The following is a 16,886-nucleotide window of genomic DNA, read 5'->3' as shown; positions in this document are numbered from 1 at the left end:
GGTGAAGCGTCAACCCCGTTCAGCGACCACCCTAAAAAAGTGGCGTGGTGAGGAATCGCCGTCCGTTTTACGGCGGCGAGGATGTCAAATCTTCTTTTCAACGTGACAGAAAAGCTCCTAAAATTTTCATTGTGTTGCTCGTTTCATAATTCAACCCTTCTACTCCTGTAATATTTGTTTGTTCATAAAGTCTGGGAGAGCGTAAAGTATTCTGACATTTTCCTGTTTTCAGGTTCCAAAGTTTAATCGTCTCGTCTTCACTTGCGCTGGCCAATGTCTTACCGTTGGGACTAAAACACACTGACCTCACACTTTTAGTATGTCCACACAGGAGTTGATGAAGTTGACCTGTTTCAACATCCCAAATTCGGATTGTTGCGTCATCCCCCCCACTTGCTAGTAACTTCCCATCGGGACTAAAGGCCACTGACCATACCCAAGACTTATGACCTTCAAAACTATTAATTAATCTACCATCTTTGACTTGCCAAAGTTTGACCGTTTGATCATCACTTGAGCTGGCTAATAGTTGACTGTCAGAGCTAAAGACAACAGACCAGATTCTTCCTTGATGACCTGTAAAAGTCCGCAAAGATTGAGTCATATCATCTTCAATAGACCAGAGTTTAATAGTTCGATCTTCACTACCAGTTGCTATTAATCTTCCGTCAGGACTAAAAGCGACTGATAATACCCAGGCCTGATGTTCCTCAAAAGTTTTCAGACAAAATCCTCTCGGAACTGACCAAAGCTTAACAGAATTATCTCCACTACCACTCACCAATATTTGACTATTGGGACTAAAAGCGATCGCCCACACTCGCTTTTGATGTTCTGGGGAAAAAGTGTACTTTTCATCTGTTTTGATATCCCAAAGTTTAATGGTGTTATCGTGACTGGTACTAGCAATCAATTGACCATTCGGACTAACCGCAATTTGATATAATAAAACCCAATAATCTTTTTCTTGTAAAATTTTAATCACCTCGCCACTTTCCCCTGACCATAATCTAATCGTTTGATCTCCACTTCCACTTATCAATGTTTTTCCATCGGGACTAAAAGCTACTGAACAGATCCAGTCAGTATGACCATTAATCTGTTGAAGACATTTATGGTTTTTGATAGACCATAATCGGATCGAACGATCTATAGAACCACTCAAGATATATTGACTATCGGGACTGAAAGTAATTGATGATAACCGATTGCCATATCCCCTAAAACACTGAAGACATTTTCTGGTTTTAACTGACCATAATCGCAGGGTAAAATCTTCACTCCCACTGGCTATATATTGACCGTCCGGACTAAAAGCAATTGACCAGATCCAGTTTTCATGTCCTTCTAAAGTAGCAATATTTTGATATTTTCCTTCTATAATAGACCATATTTTAATGGTTTTATCCCCACTACCACTGGCTAGAAGTTGACCATCGGAACTAAAGGCAACTTGCCAAACCCAATCTTGGTGTCCTGTAAGAGTATGGAGACATTCTCCTGTGTCAACTGACCATATTTTGATGGTTTTATCAGCACTCCCACTGGCTAAAAGTTGACCATTTGGACTAAAAGTAACACCACCTACTCGTTCTTGATGTCCTTCAAGGGTGTGGAGACATTCTCCGGTTTCAACTGACCATATTTTGATGGTTTTGTCCTCACTTCCTGTCGCTAAAAACTTACTATCAGCACTAAAAGTAACTGATCTAATAGGAGCATGATGTTTTTGAGAAGGATCGGGCAAAGAGTGACAATTTATAGATATATCTGTTATAATAGACCAAATTTTTACAATTCCGTCTTGTCCCCCACTTGCTAGTAACTGTCCCTCGGAATTTAATGCTACTGACCACACCCAGCTTCCGTGAGCAGGAAAACTTTTGTTTAATTCTAATTTTCCGTCTTGTTTGACTTTCCAGAGGTAAATCATCCCATGACTGTCACCAGTTGCTAAAAGATATTCTCTTTGAAGATAGCGATCAAACTGACTACAAGAAATTGATAAAATACTGCCACAGGTTTGAGGAAAAATACAATCAGAGAACTGTGAATATGAAAAATCTACTTGGTTGAGTCTAATGTTTGAGAAATCGACTTGTCGAATAGGGATATGGGAAAAATCGTAGTCTCTTAAATTACCTTTTTTCAGTATATTAAGTAAGTTAATAATATTGCCAGTAATGCAACCAATTTGTCCAGAAGGTTCATGTTTTAATGTCTTTAAACACTCAATTAGTTGGCTTTCCACATTATTTTCTTGAAAATTATGGATTAAGTTCTTAATTATTGGGTGTAAAATAACATTAATTTGAATCTTTCTTACATAATCTGGAACAGTAGTTTTAGTCAGGGAGTTACTTCTTAATAATTGGAAATTTTGAGTTTTGATTTCTTCTGTTGCTATGGTAATAATTTTTTGAGTGAAATATTCAATCAATAAAGGATGTAGTGTAAAGTAGTCATCTTCTTTATCTAAGAGAATTTTGGTAGATAATGTTCTAATTCCTTCTTGAATATTTTTACCGTCAGGTTCAATGATAATATTGTGTTTTAGTTCTGACAAAGAAACTGGATTTCGATTAATCGCTAACTCAAAAAGAATCGCTTTTTCTAAATCAGATAGTTGCTGAAAGTAAGAATTAAAAATAAACTCAATATCTTTTATAAGAAGATTACCTTTTTCTAAAAAATCCGAGAGGTTATTATGATTAACCTGTTGAATATGAAGAGCGATAGATTTGATAAATAAAGGATTGCCATGACAGACTTGTTGAATTAAAAATTGCCATTCATCCTCTGTACCATGAAAGGTGTCAATATCTCCAAAAATTTGCTTTCCAGTTTGATAGTCAAGTCCCTGTAACTCCAGGAAATAGGTTGAAGTCTTATTTCCTGCTAACGATTCAAGTTCTTGAGGAATTTTTCGACTGGTTATAATTAAACAGCTGTTGTGCTTTGACTGACCAATTGCTTGTAAAATTTCCCTATATTCTCCATAGTTTTCATGCTCAATAATGGCATCAATATTATCTAAAAATAATAAACAACGATATTTGGCTAGTATCTTGATCAATTTTACCAGTTTTATTTTAAATTTATCTTCTGTCTTAAAACTGATATTTTGGGAAATAATATTGCTTGTATTTTCAATAAATTTTAGGGATAAAGGGGGATTCAAAAAAGACCAATAGATAACATGGTGAAATTCCTCTTGAATTTGCTCAATCAGTTTACAGACAAGAGATGTTTTTCCGATTCCTGCTATTCCTAAAATTCCGATAATTTTACACGGGGGACTATTTTGAAAAAACTTTTGTTTTAATAATACCAGTTCTTTCTCTCTACCATAAATCTGAGAAATATCAGGAATCAATCCGAAATTATCATAATTTATTTCTGTTTTAATTGATGAGTTTTGAGGACCAGGAGATTTACGCTTATCCCATTCTTCCTCAAATTTTTTCAAATTTTCTTCTGTCGATGAATGCCAAAGATTTAGGGTAAAGTGCAAATTTGCCGTGCCTTTAGTTTTGACTCTATTATCTATTAGTATTTTCCATTCTTGTAAAACCTTAAGGTCATTTCTCATCTGTTCAACAGTAATGGTAGCCCCTAACTTTTGCTTAGTAATTCCCTGACAAAAATCTGTTAATATTCTTAAAGTTGTGTTGACAATTAGCTTAGGATGTGATACACCTTCTTCGAGCCACCTGACGGATAGTTGATTTGACCAATACTTGTGATCTCGTGATTCCTTATTAACATGAGTTAATAGTCTTTCTAAGAAGAGCAAAATTCTTTTTTTGACGGTAGGACTGGTATTGAGATTGGGCATAGTCTGAAATTTCACTTTTTAGGATTATAGCTTGATAATCTATTCACCGTCAATTAAGTTAAGTGTTAAAAAAGTTAATACTTATGGAACTAGATTGACAAATAATCGGATAAAGATTTAATAGTCAGCAAATTTTTGGGGATTAATTGATCTCCAATTTGTATAGAAAGCTTAGTATATTGGGGTCGTAAATCAGATTGAGAAGGGAGAGAAACATGATACATAGTCAATCGAAAAAATGGATCAAAATTAACTAAGGCAGAAATAGCTCCCTCAGAATGTTGAGAAGCATATTTTTTATTAATTGTATCATCAGTTAAGGAAAAGTAATCAAAACTACCCGGATGTCTATGCCATAGTCCAAGAACTTCTATGGGTTCTCGATAAAATCTGGCAATTTTGTTAGACAGGTGTTTGATATAAGCATTATCATACTCAAAATAGCCGGGACGAAAGATAGGATTTAGCCCCGAGTCTAAGGTTTCTAAAATATACCATTTATTAGGAGTTCTAATTCCTAAAAAAATGCCACCTGTTTCTGTTTTATAGCTTTCATAGGTTTCAGCCGCAATAGCTAAAAATGATTTCTGGGAAAAAATAGTTTTGATATTCTGGTAACTTGACATTGTTTTTATTCTCTTAGTTATTCATCTTTTTTCTTGTCTAAGATAGATATTGATTGGACATTCATTTCAAGAAAATTTCGTAATATAAATATATTTTTAGTTACAACTGCGATTGGCTTGTTGAATTAATCTGTGAATATTAGGTAATTCTGCCTGAGTTAAGCCGTAATATTCGATAGATCGATCATAAGAATGATAAGCTTGTTTAACTTCTTGTTTTTCTCGTTCTAAGAAATGTTCAACTTGTTGGGAATAGCGTTCAGCCTCTAAAGCATAATCTTTGGCTTTAACCAACTCCTTATTGGTTTTTTCTAAGCCTTGTACCTGTTTTTGCAAAAATTCTATCATTTTCTGATCGTCGTCTTCATGGGGGTCAAGATAACGACGGTTAAGGGTTTTGGCAGCCTCATCTTGCCATAGGCCTCGAATATCTTTACGATAGTCTTGCACGCTGCGTGATCGCTGCTGCATCTTCCAGACAATATCTTCCATCGTTTTTTATCCTCCAAAAATCACTAAAATTGAAAGGGACGGTTGAATTCAATCAGACTTTCTACTCGATATTCTATTTCTCTTGTTACCCCAATTTCTAAACATTGAGCGGAGTTTCCTTGCTTTTCCGCTCCTTTGAAATCATTTCGGGCTTCTTCGGTGAAATTGTAAGCATTATTTACGGCTAAAGACATTAAATCTGCCATTTCTTGCTCATTGCTTGCCTCTAATTGCGCTCTATTAACTTCCCGTCTAGCGGCATCCGCATTTTCTAAACTGCGTTCGGCAAAACTCAGGGCATTATGGGCATAATTTAAAGTAATATTCGCCTGATAGACGGCTGTTTGAGCATATCCGATGGCATTTCGACAACAATTAACCCTAGCTTGCGCTCGTGCGACTTCTTCCCTTGCTGCTTTTTCTTCTTCAATGGCTTTATTTAAGCGTTGGACTGCAGCTTGAACCGCATTTTGGGCTTGACTAACCTTAGCTTGCTGACCAGAACAATTGGGCGCATGATATCGTCCATCTTTGTCAGTATAGCCTGAATTTTGGCAACTGGTGAGGGCGGATTGTGCGCTTTGTAATTCAGATTCTGCACTGCGTAAAGTAAATTCTGCTTGCTGTCTTTCGTTTATGGCACTTTGTAATCGGGCTTCTGCCCTTTCTAACCAAGCTAACGCAAGATTTAGCTGAGTTTGCCAATGATTTAAGGTTGATTGCGCCTGATTTTGGGTATTTTGAGCTGCTGTCAAATTTTGTTGAGCTTTTTCTAAGACTTGATAACAATTAGATAACAATTTAGTAACTTCATCATTAGCTTGATCAACTAATTTTTGATCATTTTTAGCCTGATCTTGAATAATTGAAGCATGATACAGGGCTTGACTGACTTTTTCTTCGCTTTGTCTTTGATGCCACGACATTTGATCTAGGGTATCACGGGTGGTTATTTTCCAGTATCTAAGTTCTTCAATTAAGTCATTGAGAAGGGTAATGAGAATACGCGGATCTTGAATAGTCATAATGATTAAGATTTATCGGGGATTTCTTGGAGAAAATTGAGGATTTTCTGAACTTCTAGCCTTGAATCTTCCATTTCTGCTAAGGTTCTTGTCCAAAAACCTGTAAATTCTTCGGCGGCTGATCCTTGAAAAACTTCATCAAGCGATCGCCATGCCGTATCGAGAAATTCCAATTCTTCACTTAAAATCAGATAATATTGGTTGAGTGCAGTTTGATAGGCTAAAAGGGCTGTTTTTCGGGAATTATCCACCGTTTAAATACCTCTCTAATACTTGTAATTTATGGTTTAAAAAATCATTATAGGTGGGAATTTGGCGACTATAATAATTATTAGTCTTTTCTTGCAAATCAAGCCACATTTCATCATGTTTTTGTCGTTTTTGGTCTTGCCAATGGGGGGAAAGATCCTCATAGGTGGTTTCCACTTCTCGCCACGCCGATTGAACGCGATCATGGAATTGTTCGAGGGTCTGTTGAAAGTGTTTGAGTTGTAAAAATGAGTCATCCATTGTTAAATTAAGCTTTAAGCTCTTTTGATCAAACTATTGGCAATTTTCTCTAGTTGTTGCTTAAATTCGGGGGTAGATTCCGTACTATAAGGTTTAAAAAGAGTAGTGCGATCGCTATCCGTATCCCGATAAAGGGCTTTAATGGGAACATCTCCATCGGCTTGTAAGCGTGAAGCTTGGCGATCACTAACAAAGGTAAAAGAATCATCTTCTGACATCTGTAAGGCGACTCTATGGCGAAAATAAGCTAAACTTCGCCGAATATCAAGGACATTAGAGAAAGCTTTGATCCCTGAAAAACTGAGGATGAGATGAATACCTTTAGTGGGTCCTTCTTTCAATAATCGCTTAATTTGAGTAGTTAAGTGACTTTCTGGGCTGTAAGACTGCTCATTACTCCGTCTTAAATCATCTACTCTATCTAATTCTGTCATGATGACAAAAATAGAAGGTTGAGTCATCAAGTCTGCTTCACTGAGTTGGTTTCTTTCGTCAAGTTGAACAATTAAATTGTTCAAAATTGCCGTAATAATTCGATTTTCTCGGTTAAATGCCGTCGTAAAGCCCAAAGGTTTTAGAACAATCTGACATACTTCTTCCAATGCTAAATGCCATTGTGTACCAGGTACACTGCGATCTACCACAACAAAACGAGTTTGTTGAAGATTGCCATTAATGGCAAGACTGGTCAAAATAGCCGATAGAATTCCATAACGGGCTGTATTATAGTCTCCACCGATAACTATAACGTTTTCACTGGGGCGACGGCGTAATATCAGCCTTGCTTGTTGCCTCACACTGAATTCTTGCCCTAGCCATGTTAAGAGAGGGTTTTCTGCACTAAACCAGTCAGAAATGCCTAATCCTCCTTTATAAAAAGGCATTCTCGCAATATTTTCCCATTCAGTAGGGGACAACCATTTACCGTAATCTAAAATATGACGTAATTGAGGATTATCTGCTAAATTAGGCTGAGAATCTCCATCAAAAACCACTGCTTCTGTGTAATCTTCTGGGGAAAGTTGATGAGCTTTTTGAGATAAAGCGTTAATGATCATATCTCGGCGAGATTTTTCGATAAATGCCACTTTCCCAAAATAATTAGAGTTATCATCGCCACTACGGTCATTAATAACAATTTTCCCCGGCAAATCACAGGTCATTAATAATTGTTTTCCTCGTTTCCCAAATTCTGTTAAGGCTTGAATTTCTGTTTTTGACATCTGCATCCCCATTCTCAGGTGAATATTACCCAAAATTCCCGTTTGATTCCGCATTCCCTCAGCCCCAAACCTTTGGGAAGCGAGTAACATATGAATACCCGCACTTCGCCCCTGTTGGGCTAAAATCAGCAGTTGACTTGAAGCAGTATCATCTTTGTCGTTAAAAAATAACTCCTGATATTCATCAATAATTAGAAGAATACGGGGCATTTTGCCCTCTGGTTGTCCTAGGCGGCGATAACCTGCCAATTCTGACACTCCTAATCTTTTAAATAAGGCGTTACGTCGTTCTTTTTCGGCGATTAATTCAGTTAAAACACTACGGGATAATTCAGGGGAGGAATGTAAGGAAACTACTTCGGTATGGGGCAAATTGCGATAGGGGGCTAATTCTACGCCATATTTGCCATCGATGAGATAGAATCTTAATTCTGAGGGATTATAACGAGTTGCCAAGCCTAAAATAAGCCCATGATACAGGGTAGATTTTCCTGATCCAGTCATTGCTCCTAGCATACCATGAGCGCATTGATGACCTTCGCTATCTTTACCAAACCAAATATTTAATTGATCAGAACTTCCTCTTCCACCGATAGGTGTGGTTATCCATTCTTCACTACTATAATTCCACCAATTTTGCGGATCAATGCCTACTATATCATCCCAATCTAATTTTCTTTCGGGGGGTTTAGCTTGTTTAACTTTATCAAGTAATTGTTTTTGTAAATCTGCTGCAGGAATACTATCCGGTTGAAATTGAAGTTGACAAGATGTTGCTGTATTTAATTGTTTGTTGAGATCAATATAAACGGCATTTTCAAATCCACTCATATTAATATCTCTAGGCAGATCAATATCTTGATTATAGTGAATAAATACATATTTTCCTGCTTCGGGTCCACTATTACCAATTTTTTGTAATTCTTCAATATCTCTACGGTCATATCGTTTAGGAAAATCTGCGACAAAAATGCCTTCAAATCTTTCATTGACTCGAATATCTGGGGGGAGTAAATGTAAGGCAGGAGACTGAGGATCTAAATAGGTTTCTTTGACGCGACGAATATCTTGAGTTACTTCTAATAAATCTCGATAAACTTCGCCACTATTTTCTCTAATTAAAGCTTCAGGAAGGGAACGACGCATTAAAAATGCACCCCCATTATTAACAGGATCGCAGAAAGTGTAACGTATTTGATAAGGAAGTAAAATAGCAGTACGAATCACAAGAGATTGCAGTAATTCTAGTCCCGTATTACGGGTATTATTGCCACAGCGAATAATAATAGTTTTATTCCCACCAACAAAAGGAGTAAATTCGGGAACACAAAAAGTATTATTGCTTGGTCTTTGTTCAACAAATTGACCGATACGAATTAATTCTGTATGCTCTAATGAAGATGATAATTTATCGGTAATGCTCCAAGTTTGCCAACGGGAATCTTGCCAACTTCCTATTATTTCCAATGGTTGCTGTTCTAAATAGGATTGAGTCGATAGATAGCTATCTTGGAGAAATTTTCCAAAATAATTAGGTAATTGTTCGCCGTTTAATTTACCATGATTGAACAAAGAAGCACAAAAGCTTAAATAGTCGGTTATGCGTTGACTACTTTGTTCAATTTTTTGGTTTAACCCTTCAATTTGTTGTTTCCAAAACATAAATATTATTCTCCTTGTTTAGATAATTTTAAAACATTTTTTTGAGCATTTAACTGATACAGTTGAGAAGAATTAGAGTCATCAGAGGAGTTACCTTTAATAAAGATAAACAAAGTAAACAACAAGAAAGCCCCTCCTACACCTAGCCCAATGATTAGGTTACGGGCTTTAATTTTTAAAGACTCTATATCATTTTTAAAGTCTTCTATGTTAGCCTTTTCTTGGTTAATTTTACGGTCTGTTTCTTCTAATTTATCTAGACAAGCTTCAATTTCAGCAGGGGGTAATTGTTGAGAAGTTAAAGAAGAAATAGTCGTGACTTTACTTGGATTACTATAATAGTTAGCAAAGCGTTTACTTAGGTCTTTTCGATTAGAATCAGCCCGATCATATTGTTGCCAAATTTGCTCTCTATTAGCAATCATACGATGAATTGAATTTTGAATTGTTTTCATGTTTAAACCTCTGGGTTATTGTTAATTAATCAACGAGTTGAGGAATAGATAAATCACAGTCATGTAACCACATGGTTGTGCGTGAGGGTTGATAGAAAACTTGCCAAATTTTATCACCTCTATTATTGGTGTTAATAACACCTGTTAATGAGACGACTTGATCAACAATTAAATAACTTCCACGAGTTCCCTTTCTTGCGTCATAAACACGGCCATCTTGTCGAATAAAATGGTTGTTACAATATCCACTCCGATGAGGTTTAACAATAGCTACCACATTACGATAGTTATTTTCTTGATGACGATGCCATGTTTGAGCATTTACGGGTAAGATTAAGCTGGTTAGACTGACAAGATAGGTGAGAAAAAATAAATGAGTAATTTTCATAGTTTTTGCTAAATTAATGAAAAATATTTGAGGTTAATTAAGAGTTTTAGAAGCTTAATGACAATACGTCTGATTCCAATTAGCAGTTAAATTACTACCAGAAGGAATACAATCTCGTGGGCGAGTTTTGCCATTGGATTGAATAGCAAAGTCTATTAACCAATCTGACTGATCAGCACCGAAAATTACAACGGCAATATCTTGACAATTAGATACGATTCTATCTGCATAACTTTTCATTAAAACACCAGAAGCCATAATGTTTGAAACAATCCTATCACTTCTTGTATCAAGAGATGTATAGCTTTCATTATAAGGGCTTAATGCGAAACTAATTTCATTAGTTCTGTTAGTTGGATTCCCCTGATTAGTTACAGTCCCTTTTTCTACTATCACCCTTCTAACCCCTTTAGCTTTCAATTCATTGACAATAGAATTAATGATTGCTTGACAGCGAGATTGAGCTTTAACTGGTAAGCTAAACCCTAGCTGACTCAAGATAAAAATAGATAAGATAAAGTTGATTTTTCTCATGATTTTTAATTCGCAAGATGGTCAATTAATGAAAACATTACTTACTGTTAAGCTTGACTAATTCTTGGTGAATACTAAAAACAATAATCAATGCTTCACAGAAAATTCGCCAGTATAAATTACCAATAATTAAAGTAGCGATTCCTGCTAAGGGTTGCTGAAATAGTACGCCTAAACCTCCTAGGGTAATCAGAAACAAGCCTAAGATATAGAGAAACTTGATAATGGTAATACTAACCATTTTCCGAAAGGTAAAAAAGTCTTGCCAGGAATTGTTCATTTTATTCTCCTATTTAGTGATTCAAAAGGGTAAGTTATGGCGCAGATAATCAGTTATCTTCTGGTAATTGTAAGGGTGCTTGAGTTCCTTTTAAAGATTTACGCGCCACCTCTCTTGCGTCTCTGCTTAATTGTTCTATGGCTTTTTTAGAAACTTGTTCTAACCACAGTCTAGTACCATAAGAAATTGCCATAAGAGGTAGAATTACCATTAAAGCATAAATCCATGCCATTGCCAACAAAGCAAGGATAATTAAGACAAAAATGATGCCATAAAGTCCAGCACCACCAACTCCTCCGAAGATAGAGGTAACAATATTCATCACAGTGGCTAAAATCCAAACTACAGCATCAGATAACATAATCAATGCTTTTAAGACAAAATTTGTCCGTCTTTCATATTCTTTGATTAAGTCTTCAATATTGCGTTTATTAGATTCTAACGCATCCGCTACAACATTATAGACGTATAAAGATTTCCCTTCTCCATTATTATCAATTCCAATAATATTACAGGATTGATTAATATCTGGATTACTGACTTTAAGCGTTAGAGGATTTCCCAAAAGTTGAACTTGTTGTTGATACATGACAAACCAAAACTATACAATTAATTCAGGTAAAGTGCTAACTCTACCCTATCGGTTACTCGACAAAAGCCAGTCATCCCCTTATTTCTAAGTTTCGGCTGAACAGGCCGCATCTAGTATGCCAGTATAGCTTGAGAATAATTTGGGAATTTACCCAAACTGGTATCAATTTAAAATAGCCTCAAACCCTTATAGAGTAAGGAATATGACATCTAAAGCTGAGATCGACTTCGGGACACTTAAGGATATAGCCAATTTTCAGGATAATTTACCTTAAGTTCCCAAAATCTAGTATTTATCGGAAACCTATTAAGCTAGACTTCACACTGCAAACGCTTCCTTGTGTTTATGAAAAATTTGGTCAGCGTTGTGGTACTGATGCTTAATCATCGACTGCTCCAGTTCAATGAGATACCATTGACCAGCAAACGTTCCATATTTTAAGCAAACTTTTTCATTATCGTGTAGAGTGTGCTTAAATCCAAAACGTTCTTTATACAGTGCTTCAATCGTTTCGTCCCCTTTTAGATAAGTCGTGTATGAGATTTCAGTGTGAGCAATATCATGTTTGTAAGTCAAGATAGCTCGAATCAATTGCTGATAAACAAGATAACTTGTTCCTATTTTGCCAGTTCCCTGTTTATCATATAGAGAGAGACTTTCGCCGACGCTTGTTACATTTTTGGGTAACATCAAATGCTTTCCTGTGTGTTTTCCTTCACAAAATGTGGCCAGTTGACAAGGCAAATAGTAGCCATATTCAGCCAGAGCATAGGTATAACGTGCAACACCGATTACCTGAGAGGGATTTTGTTCAGGATAGGCTAGAAAAATAACCGATTGGTGAGTAAATAAATCGTCGATTTCTCGGCAATAATTTTGCGAATCAGGATAGCGATTCTTGAGAAATAAGAAATAAGATTCTATTTCTGCCGGTGTTTCCGCTTCCTTGACCAGATAACCTTTGACCTTTGGCACATCAAAACAAAGTAAGGCTCTTTTGCGAAGAATCCAGCAGTTGCCAATGTCACTTAACACAATAAATCCAGCACAAGAAAACAGGCTCTTCACAGATTGCTCAATATTAGGGGTTTGGGATATATCATAGACAAAAAGAAAGCCGTTATCCTGTAACATTCTTCGGACAGTCCTTAAAGTGAATAGAGGATCTTTTTGTGTGTAATTTGTGGTCTTTAGCGTTTCAAAGGTTTGTGCCGTTGAATCCTTTTCCTCGTTTGGTTTTAAATCAAGCCAACAAGAAAGTTGCTCATAGTGACGCTCGCGTATTTGACCACTAAATAAGTGATTGACATCGACTCCATCCGACGACAGTAGCCGCACCGATGTAGATGATAATGAGGTAAACTGTTTACCATTGGTTTGGTTGATTATTTGAGAAATAGCCATTTTGCTACCCTTAGGAAGAGGACAACGAGCAATGAGGCTCTCTTCATTGGGAGTAAAGCCATAGAAATCCTTAGATTTTCTAGGGAGAAGCAAGCAAAACGATGATTTTTGGGCGCAAAAAGTTAAAGAAGCTGGAATTAGAAAGAATTAGAAAGCTTGAATGGCTTCCTATACCTATAATTGAGCAAATAGCTGATATGTACTTAGTCAGATTGAGAGAAAGTTTTTCAAAAAATGAGAATTCCGGGGGATAATTGATCAATAATAGAGAAATAAACTTATGTAGATTGAATAGAGAGCAATGAAGTTAAAACTCTCCGTAGCGGGACTTGAGCAAGTCAAAACCCGATGGGCGCAAAAACAAAAAGAAGGCTGGACTAGAGAGCATTTATGTAAGGAAGCTAGTCAATTTTGTCAACCTCGTATAGACTGGGTAGAAGATCTGGATTACCGATTTTCCTATGCCAATTCCTGCTCACCAGAGACTTTAGATCGATTTTTGAGGGGTAAAAACATTCAATCGGAAGGTTTTTTCGCCTTTTGTCGAGCTTTGAATATTGACCCTTCAAAAGTCGCCGACCTAGATAATCTTTTGCAAAAACTGACTCAAAACATCGAGCCTATTTGGGTGGGGCGAGAGTCTCTTCAAAGTGATTTACTTGAAAAACTAAGAGGCGATTGTCGCATTGTGGTGATTACAGGAATAACAGGTATTGGGAAAACTGCCCTCACCTACAAATTGGCCTTAGCTTTGTGTCAAGAAGGTTTTCCTCCTGAACTGCCTATTGATTTTGATGGGTTTAATCAACCGGAGGATCAACAGTCGCAATCAGAAGCACAAAACTTTATCAGCACAGCTATTGATTTACTCAATCGTGGCGATGAACCTGTTACGGCAAGACAAGCAAAAAACCCAGAACAATTATTAACTCAACTGGTTAATCATCTGAGCAATAATCGTCGATTGATTTGGTTTGATTCAATGGAAAATCTTTTACAAGGAGAAAAACAAGATGGCAGTAATCGCTTTAAAGACCCCCTCTGGCGAGGGTTTTTTCAAAAGATATTAGAAGCCGAAGATTGTCAGACTCGAATTGTGATAACTTCGCAGGATAAGCCTGAAGATTTTGAAACTTTTAGTCAAGATCAATATTGGCATATTCAGCCATTAATGGGATTAGAAGATCAGGAAAGTTTACAGTTATTTGACCGTTTATTTCAACAAGCAGAAGTCGAATTAATTCTTCATGGACGTAACCTTGCTTACCTCAAAGAGATCGGAAAACTTTATGAAGGACACCCTCTTGCTCTCCGCTTAATTTCCGGTGATATTATTGAAAGACTGAATGGAGATATCGGCACTTATTATGAGGAAAATAAATCCCGATTTCGACGATTAAGAGAAATGATTGATGAAGCTCAAAAAGCCAATGCTGATGATTATTACAAAGTTAACTTAATGACCAAAAACTTACGAAAACAACTGTTAGAGGAGGAAATCGAAAGAACAATAGAGCGACTTGAAAACACTTTTGAAACTGCTTATTTATTGCTTATCTATGGTTCCACTTATTCATCTTTTGAACTTAAAAATGCGTGGTTTCAAAATCTTCAATTGTTTTCAGAATACGAGGAACAAGATTTAGACCTAGCTCTTTTTACCTTGTTTAACCGTTATTTAGTAGAAACTCAAAAACAACCGGGATATGAACCACATATCAAACAGCATAGTTTAATTCGCAATGTTGCTTTCAAGAAGCTAGTATCTACCCAAAGAAAAGAAGGAAACCCAAATCATGAATGATTTTAAATCTCCTCAATTAAGAGTTAAAGAACATTTCAAAAGTATTGATTTTACTGTTTTTGGAGAACTCGCTCAAGTTAAACAAAAAGGGGAAATTTTAGCGGCGACAGGAAGTCATTTTGAAAAAGCACATTTTGGCGCATTTATCTGGCATTTAATTGGTTATGAACGCCATATTAATGATAAAATCGGACAGAAGCTCTCTATTCAAGAACGGGCAAGTCGTTATGTGGAAGCATTTCTCTGTCTATGTCAATTAGGTTGGTACAAAGAGGCTAAATCTTTGTTTTCTTTACCTTTAGAAATTCATGATCCAACTTCTTTCCCCTTGCACAAGCAATTACGCATCTGGGGGCACTACGAAAATGCCATAAAACTGTGTAAGGGATTATTAGGAAATTTTGACGCTGAAACTGATTTTCTCTGTTTAAGTGAACTCGGTTATATGTATCGAGAATTAGGACAATTAGACCAAGCAAAAAATTATGCGGATAAAATGTTATCTTTAGCCGAGCAATTAAACAATACTCTTTGGAAGGCAAGAGGAAAAGTAAACATAGCCACAATTGATGGAATAAAAGGTGAATATTTAAACGCTGAAATAGGACTGAATGAAGTTTTAAATCTAGCCGATATTCTTCCCGATTGTGACGAAAAATTTGAGATTATTAATGTTGCTTATTTAAATCTGGGTAATTGTTATGGTTATCAGGGAAAAATTGACCAGACTATTGCTTGCTTAGACAAATACTTAAAATGGGCAGAAAAAATTAAAAACCTTATTTATCAAGCAATGGCTTTACGAAATTTAGGAGAAGCATACCGGCGAATCAATGATTTGAATCAAGCTATATATTATACTCAAAGAAGTCTTAATTTATCTGAGCAACTAACCGATGAAGCAGGAATTATTTTCTCCTTGGGAAATTTAGCCTCAATTTATGGGCAACAAGCAAATTTTGAGGAGTCTGAAAAATACTTTAAACAACAAAAGAAAAGAGCTTTAGCTATTTCAGATGTAGCAGGTGTTGCCCATGCTTGCGCTGGACTAGGAGAAATTTATAGTATCACTCGAAAGGATGATCTAGCCTATCAATATCTTAAGCAAGCTTTAGATATTGCCCTCGATATTGGAGAACGATATATAGAGCTAGAGACTTTAATTATTTTGGCTGAATTTGAAGAAAAAACCCATGATCTTAAATCAGCTATTAATCACTGGCAAAAAGCCTTACATCTTTCTAAACAATTAAATATTCTCTCACATAAAGAGAACTGTGAACAAAATCTAGAAAGGTTGTTAAACCCCAACTAAGTTGAGACTGAGTAACGCACAGAAAACGGGTTTCTTGGAGAAACCCGTTTTCTACTCATGCACTCATGCAAAAGGGGGAATACATAATCAGTTTTTAATAACTGGATTTAGTATGACAAGCAACTCGTTGTCACCCCTTCAGCGGTCACACTAGATTGAAACAATCTGAATTTCCCTGACTAGGTGCATTGGTTTGGTTTGCTTTTCGGTGGTGATTAGTTCATCAGCTTGAATTTGTAGCGCAGCAGCAACATGAAGTGCATCCATCGCCGCTAAACCGTAAGTGCCAGCAATTTCATGAGCATTCTGTATAATTTTTTCTAAGTCAGTTGCCCAGTAATTAACAGCCAGAAAAAATGTTTCGTAAAATTCTATTTCTTCTTGTTGCTTGTTAAAAGTTGCTTTAGGCAATACTTCTAACTGAACAAATCGACTTGAGGCAAACTGCCGATTTTCATCGTTGAGAATTTGATAGGCTTTGATACTGGCTGATTGGATGCCTTGGAAAGCAGTAATGAGTACGCCAGAGTCTATGTAGGCTTTCTTATGACTCACTGCATCCCCCTCGACGTGCAGCAATTTCTTGTTCTATCTCGTCTTCATTGAGCAGTTGCAATCCAGCTGCGATTGCCCGATGTCGGATTTCCCTTGACATCCTCGCCGCCGTAAAACGGACGGCGATTCCTCACCACGCCACCTTTTTAGAATGGTCGCTGAATGGGGTTGACGCGACCCGGG

General features: G+C 36.6%; 16 protein-coding genes. 2 read left to right on the top strand and 14 right to left on the bottom strand.

What is annotated here, in order from left to right:
* Nucleotides 1-97: 97 nt before the first annotated feature.
* The 13 genes from BGL89_RS16875 to BGL89_RS16815 all read right to left on the bottom strand — a co-directional run bounded on the left by BGL89_RS16875 (nucleotide 98) and on the right by BGL89_RS16815 (nucleotide 13,029).
* Nucleotides 98-3,838: a WD40 repeat domain-containing protein gene (locus tag BGL89_RS16875; protein ID WP_286826699.1), complete on the bottom strand. Its 3,741-nt coding sequence runs from the start codon at nucleotides 3,836-3,838 to the stop codon at nucleotides 98-100.
* An 89-nt stretch (nucleotides 3,839-3,927) separates the two neighbouring features.
* Nucleotides 3,928-4,464 (bottom strand): Mov34/MPN/PAD-1 family protein, encoded by a 537-nt coding sequence (locus BGL89_RS16870; RefSeq protein WP_286826698.1) that lies wholly within the window; start codon nucleotides 4,462-4,464, stop codon nucleotides 3,928-3,930.
* A gap of 96 nt (nucleotides 4,465-4,560) precedes the next feature.
* Nucleotides 4,561-4,956: a hypothetical protein gene (locus BGL89_RS16865; RefSeq protein ID WP_286826697.1), complete on the bottom strand. Its 396-nt coding sequence runs from the start codon at nucleotides 4,954-4,956 to the stop codon at nucleotides 4,561-4,563.
* Nucleotides 4,957-4,979: 23 nt separating this feature from the next.
* Nucleotides 4,980-5,981: a coiled-coil domain-containing protein gene (locus BGL89_RS16860; protein ID WP_286826696.1), complete on the bottom strand. Its 1,002-nt coding sequence runs from the start codon at nucleotides 5,979-5,981 to the stop codon at nucleotides 4,980-4,982.
* A 5-nt stretch (nucleotides 5,982-5,986) separates the two neighbouring features.
* Nucleotides 5,987-6,232, bottom strand: coding sequence for a hypothetical protein (locus BGL89_RS16855; RefSeq protein ID WP_130757984.1), 246 nt, complete (start codon nucleotides 6,230-6,232; stop codon nucleotides 5,987-5,989).
* Nucleotides 6,225-6,491, bottom strand: a complete 267-nt coding sequence (locus BGL89_RS16850; protein ID WP_002741504.1) for a hypothetical protein — start codon at nucleotides 6,489-6,491, stop codon at nucleotides 6,225-6,227. The genes BGL89_RS16855 and BGL89_RS16850 overlap by 8 nt, the downstream gene beginning before the upstream one ends.
* Before the next feature lie 14 nt (nucleotides 6,492-6,505).
* Entirely contained in the window at nucleotides 6,506-9,376 is a 2,871-nt protein-coding gene (locus tag BGL89_RS16845) for an FtsK/SpoIIIE domain-containing protein (protein WP_286826695.1), read from the bottom strand.
* Between the two features lie 5 nt (nucleotides 9,377-9,381).
* The gene (locus BGL89_RS16840) at nucleotides 9,382-9,831 is read right to left on the bottom strand and encodes a hypothetical protein (RefSeq protein ID WP_286826693.1); all 450 of its coding nucleotides are present in this window, start codon (nucleotides 9,829-9,831) and stop codon (nucleotides 9,382-9,384) included.
* 25 nt (nucleotides 9,832-9,856) lie between these two features.
* Nucleotides 9,857-10,219: a hypothetical protein gene (locus tag BGL89_RS16835; RefSeq protein ID WP_149107277.1), complete on the bottom strand. Its 363-nt coding sequence runs from the start codon at nucleotides 10,217-10,219 to the stop codon at nucleotides 9,857-9,859.
* 54 nt (nucleotides 10,220-10,273) lie between these two features.
* Nucleotides 10,274-10,753: a hypothetical protein gene (locus tag BGL89_RS16830; protein WP_286826692.1), complete on the bottom strand. Its 480-nt coding sequence runs from the start codon at nucleotides 10,751-10,753 to the stop codon at nucleotides 10,274-10,276.
* Between the two features lie 37 nt (nucleotides 10,754-10,790).
* Nucleotides 10,791-11,033: a DUF4282 domain-containing protein gene (locus BGL89_RS16825; RefSeq protein WP_286826690.1), complete on the bottom strand. Its 243-nt coding sequence runs from the start codon at nucleotides 11,031-11,033 to the stop codon at nucleotides 10,791-10,793.
* 49 nt (nucleotides 11,034-11,082) lie between these two features.
* Nucleotides 11,083-11,622 (bottom strand): hypothetical protein, encoded by a 540-nt coding sequence (locus tag BGL89_RS16820; RefSeq protein WP_286826688.1) that lies wholly within the window; start codon nucleotides 11,620-11,622, stop codon nucleotides 11,083-11,085.
* 321 nt (nucleotides 11,623-11,943) lie between these two features.
* Nucleotides 11,944-13,029, bottom strand: a complete 1,086-nt coding sequence (locus BGL89_RS16815; protein WP_286826687.1) for a hypothetical protein — start codon at nucleotides 13,027-13,029, stop codon at nucleotides 11,944-11,946.
* Nucleotides 13,030-13,330: 301 nt separating this feature from the next.
* On the opposite strand from BGL89_RS16815, the gene BGL89_RS16810 reads away from it, so the two are divergent.
* Nucleotides 13,331-14,833 (top strand): ATP-binding protein, encoded by a 1,503-nt coding sequence (locus tag BGL89_RS16810; RefSeq protein WP_286826685.1) that lies wholly within the window; start codon nucleotides 13,331-13,333, stop codon nucleotides 14,831-14,833.
* Nucleotides 14,826-16,148, top strand: coding sequence for a tetratricopeptide repeat protein (locus tag BGL89_RS16805; protein ID WP_286826684.1), 1,323 nt, complete (start codon nucleotides 14,826-14,828; stop codon nucleotides 16,146-16,148). Before BGL89_RS16810 ends, BGL89_RS16805 begins: the two co-directional genes overlap by 8 nt.
* Nucleotides 16,149-16,298: 150 nt before the next feature.
* On the opposite strand, the gene BGL89_RS16800 is transcribed toward BGL89_RS16805, so the two are convergent.
* A complete protein-coding gene (locus BGL89_RS16800) occupies nucleotides 16,299-16,703 on the bottom strand; it encodes a type II toxin-antitoxin system VapC family toxin (protein ID WP_286826683.1) in 405 nt (134 codons plus the stop codon).
* Nucleotides 16,704-16,886 lie beyond the last annotated feature (183 nt).

The sequence above is a fragment of the Microcystis sp. LSC13-02 genome, assembly GCA_002282935.1.
GTDB lineage: Bacteria > Cyanobacteriota > Cyanobacteriia > Cyanobacteriales > Microcystaceae > Microcystis.
The sequence above is the reverse complement of the archived record's forward strand: the minus strand, read 5'-3'. Positions and strand labels throughout refer to the sequence as shown.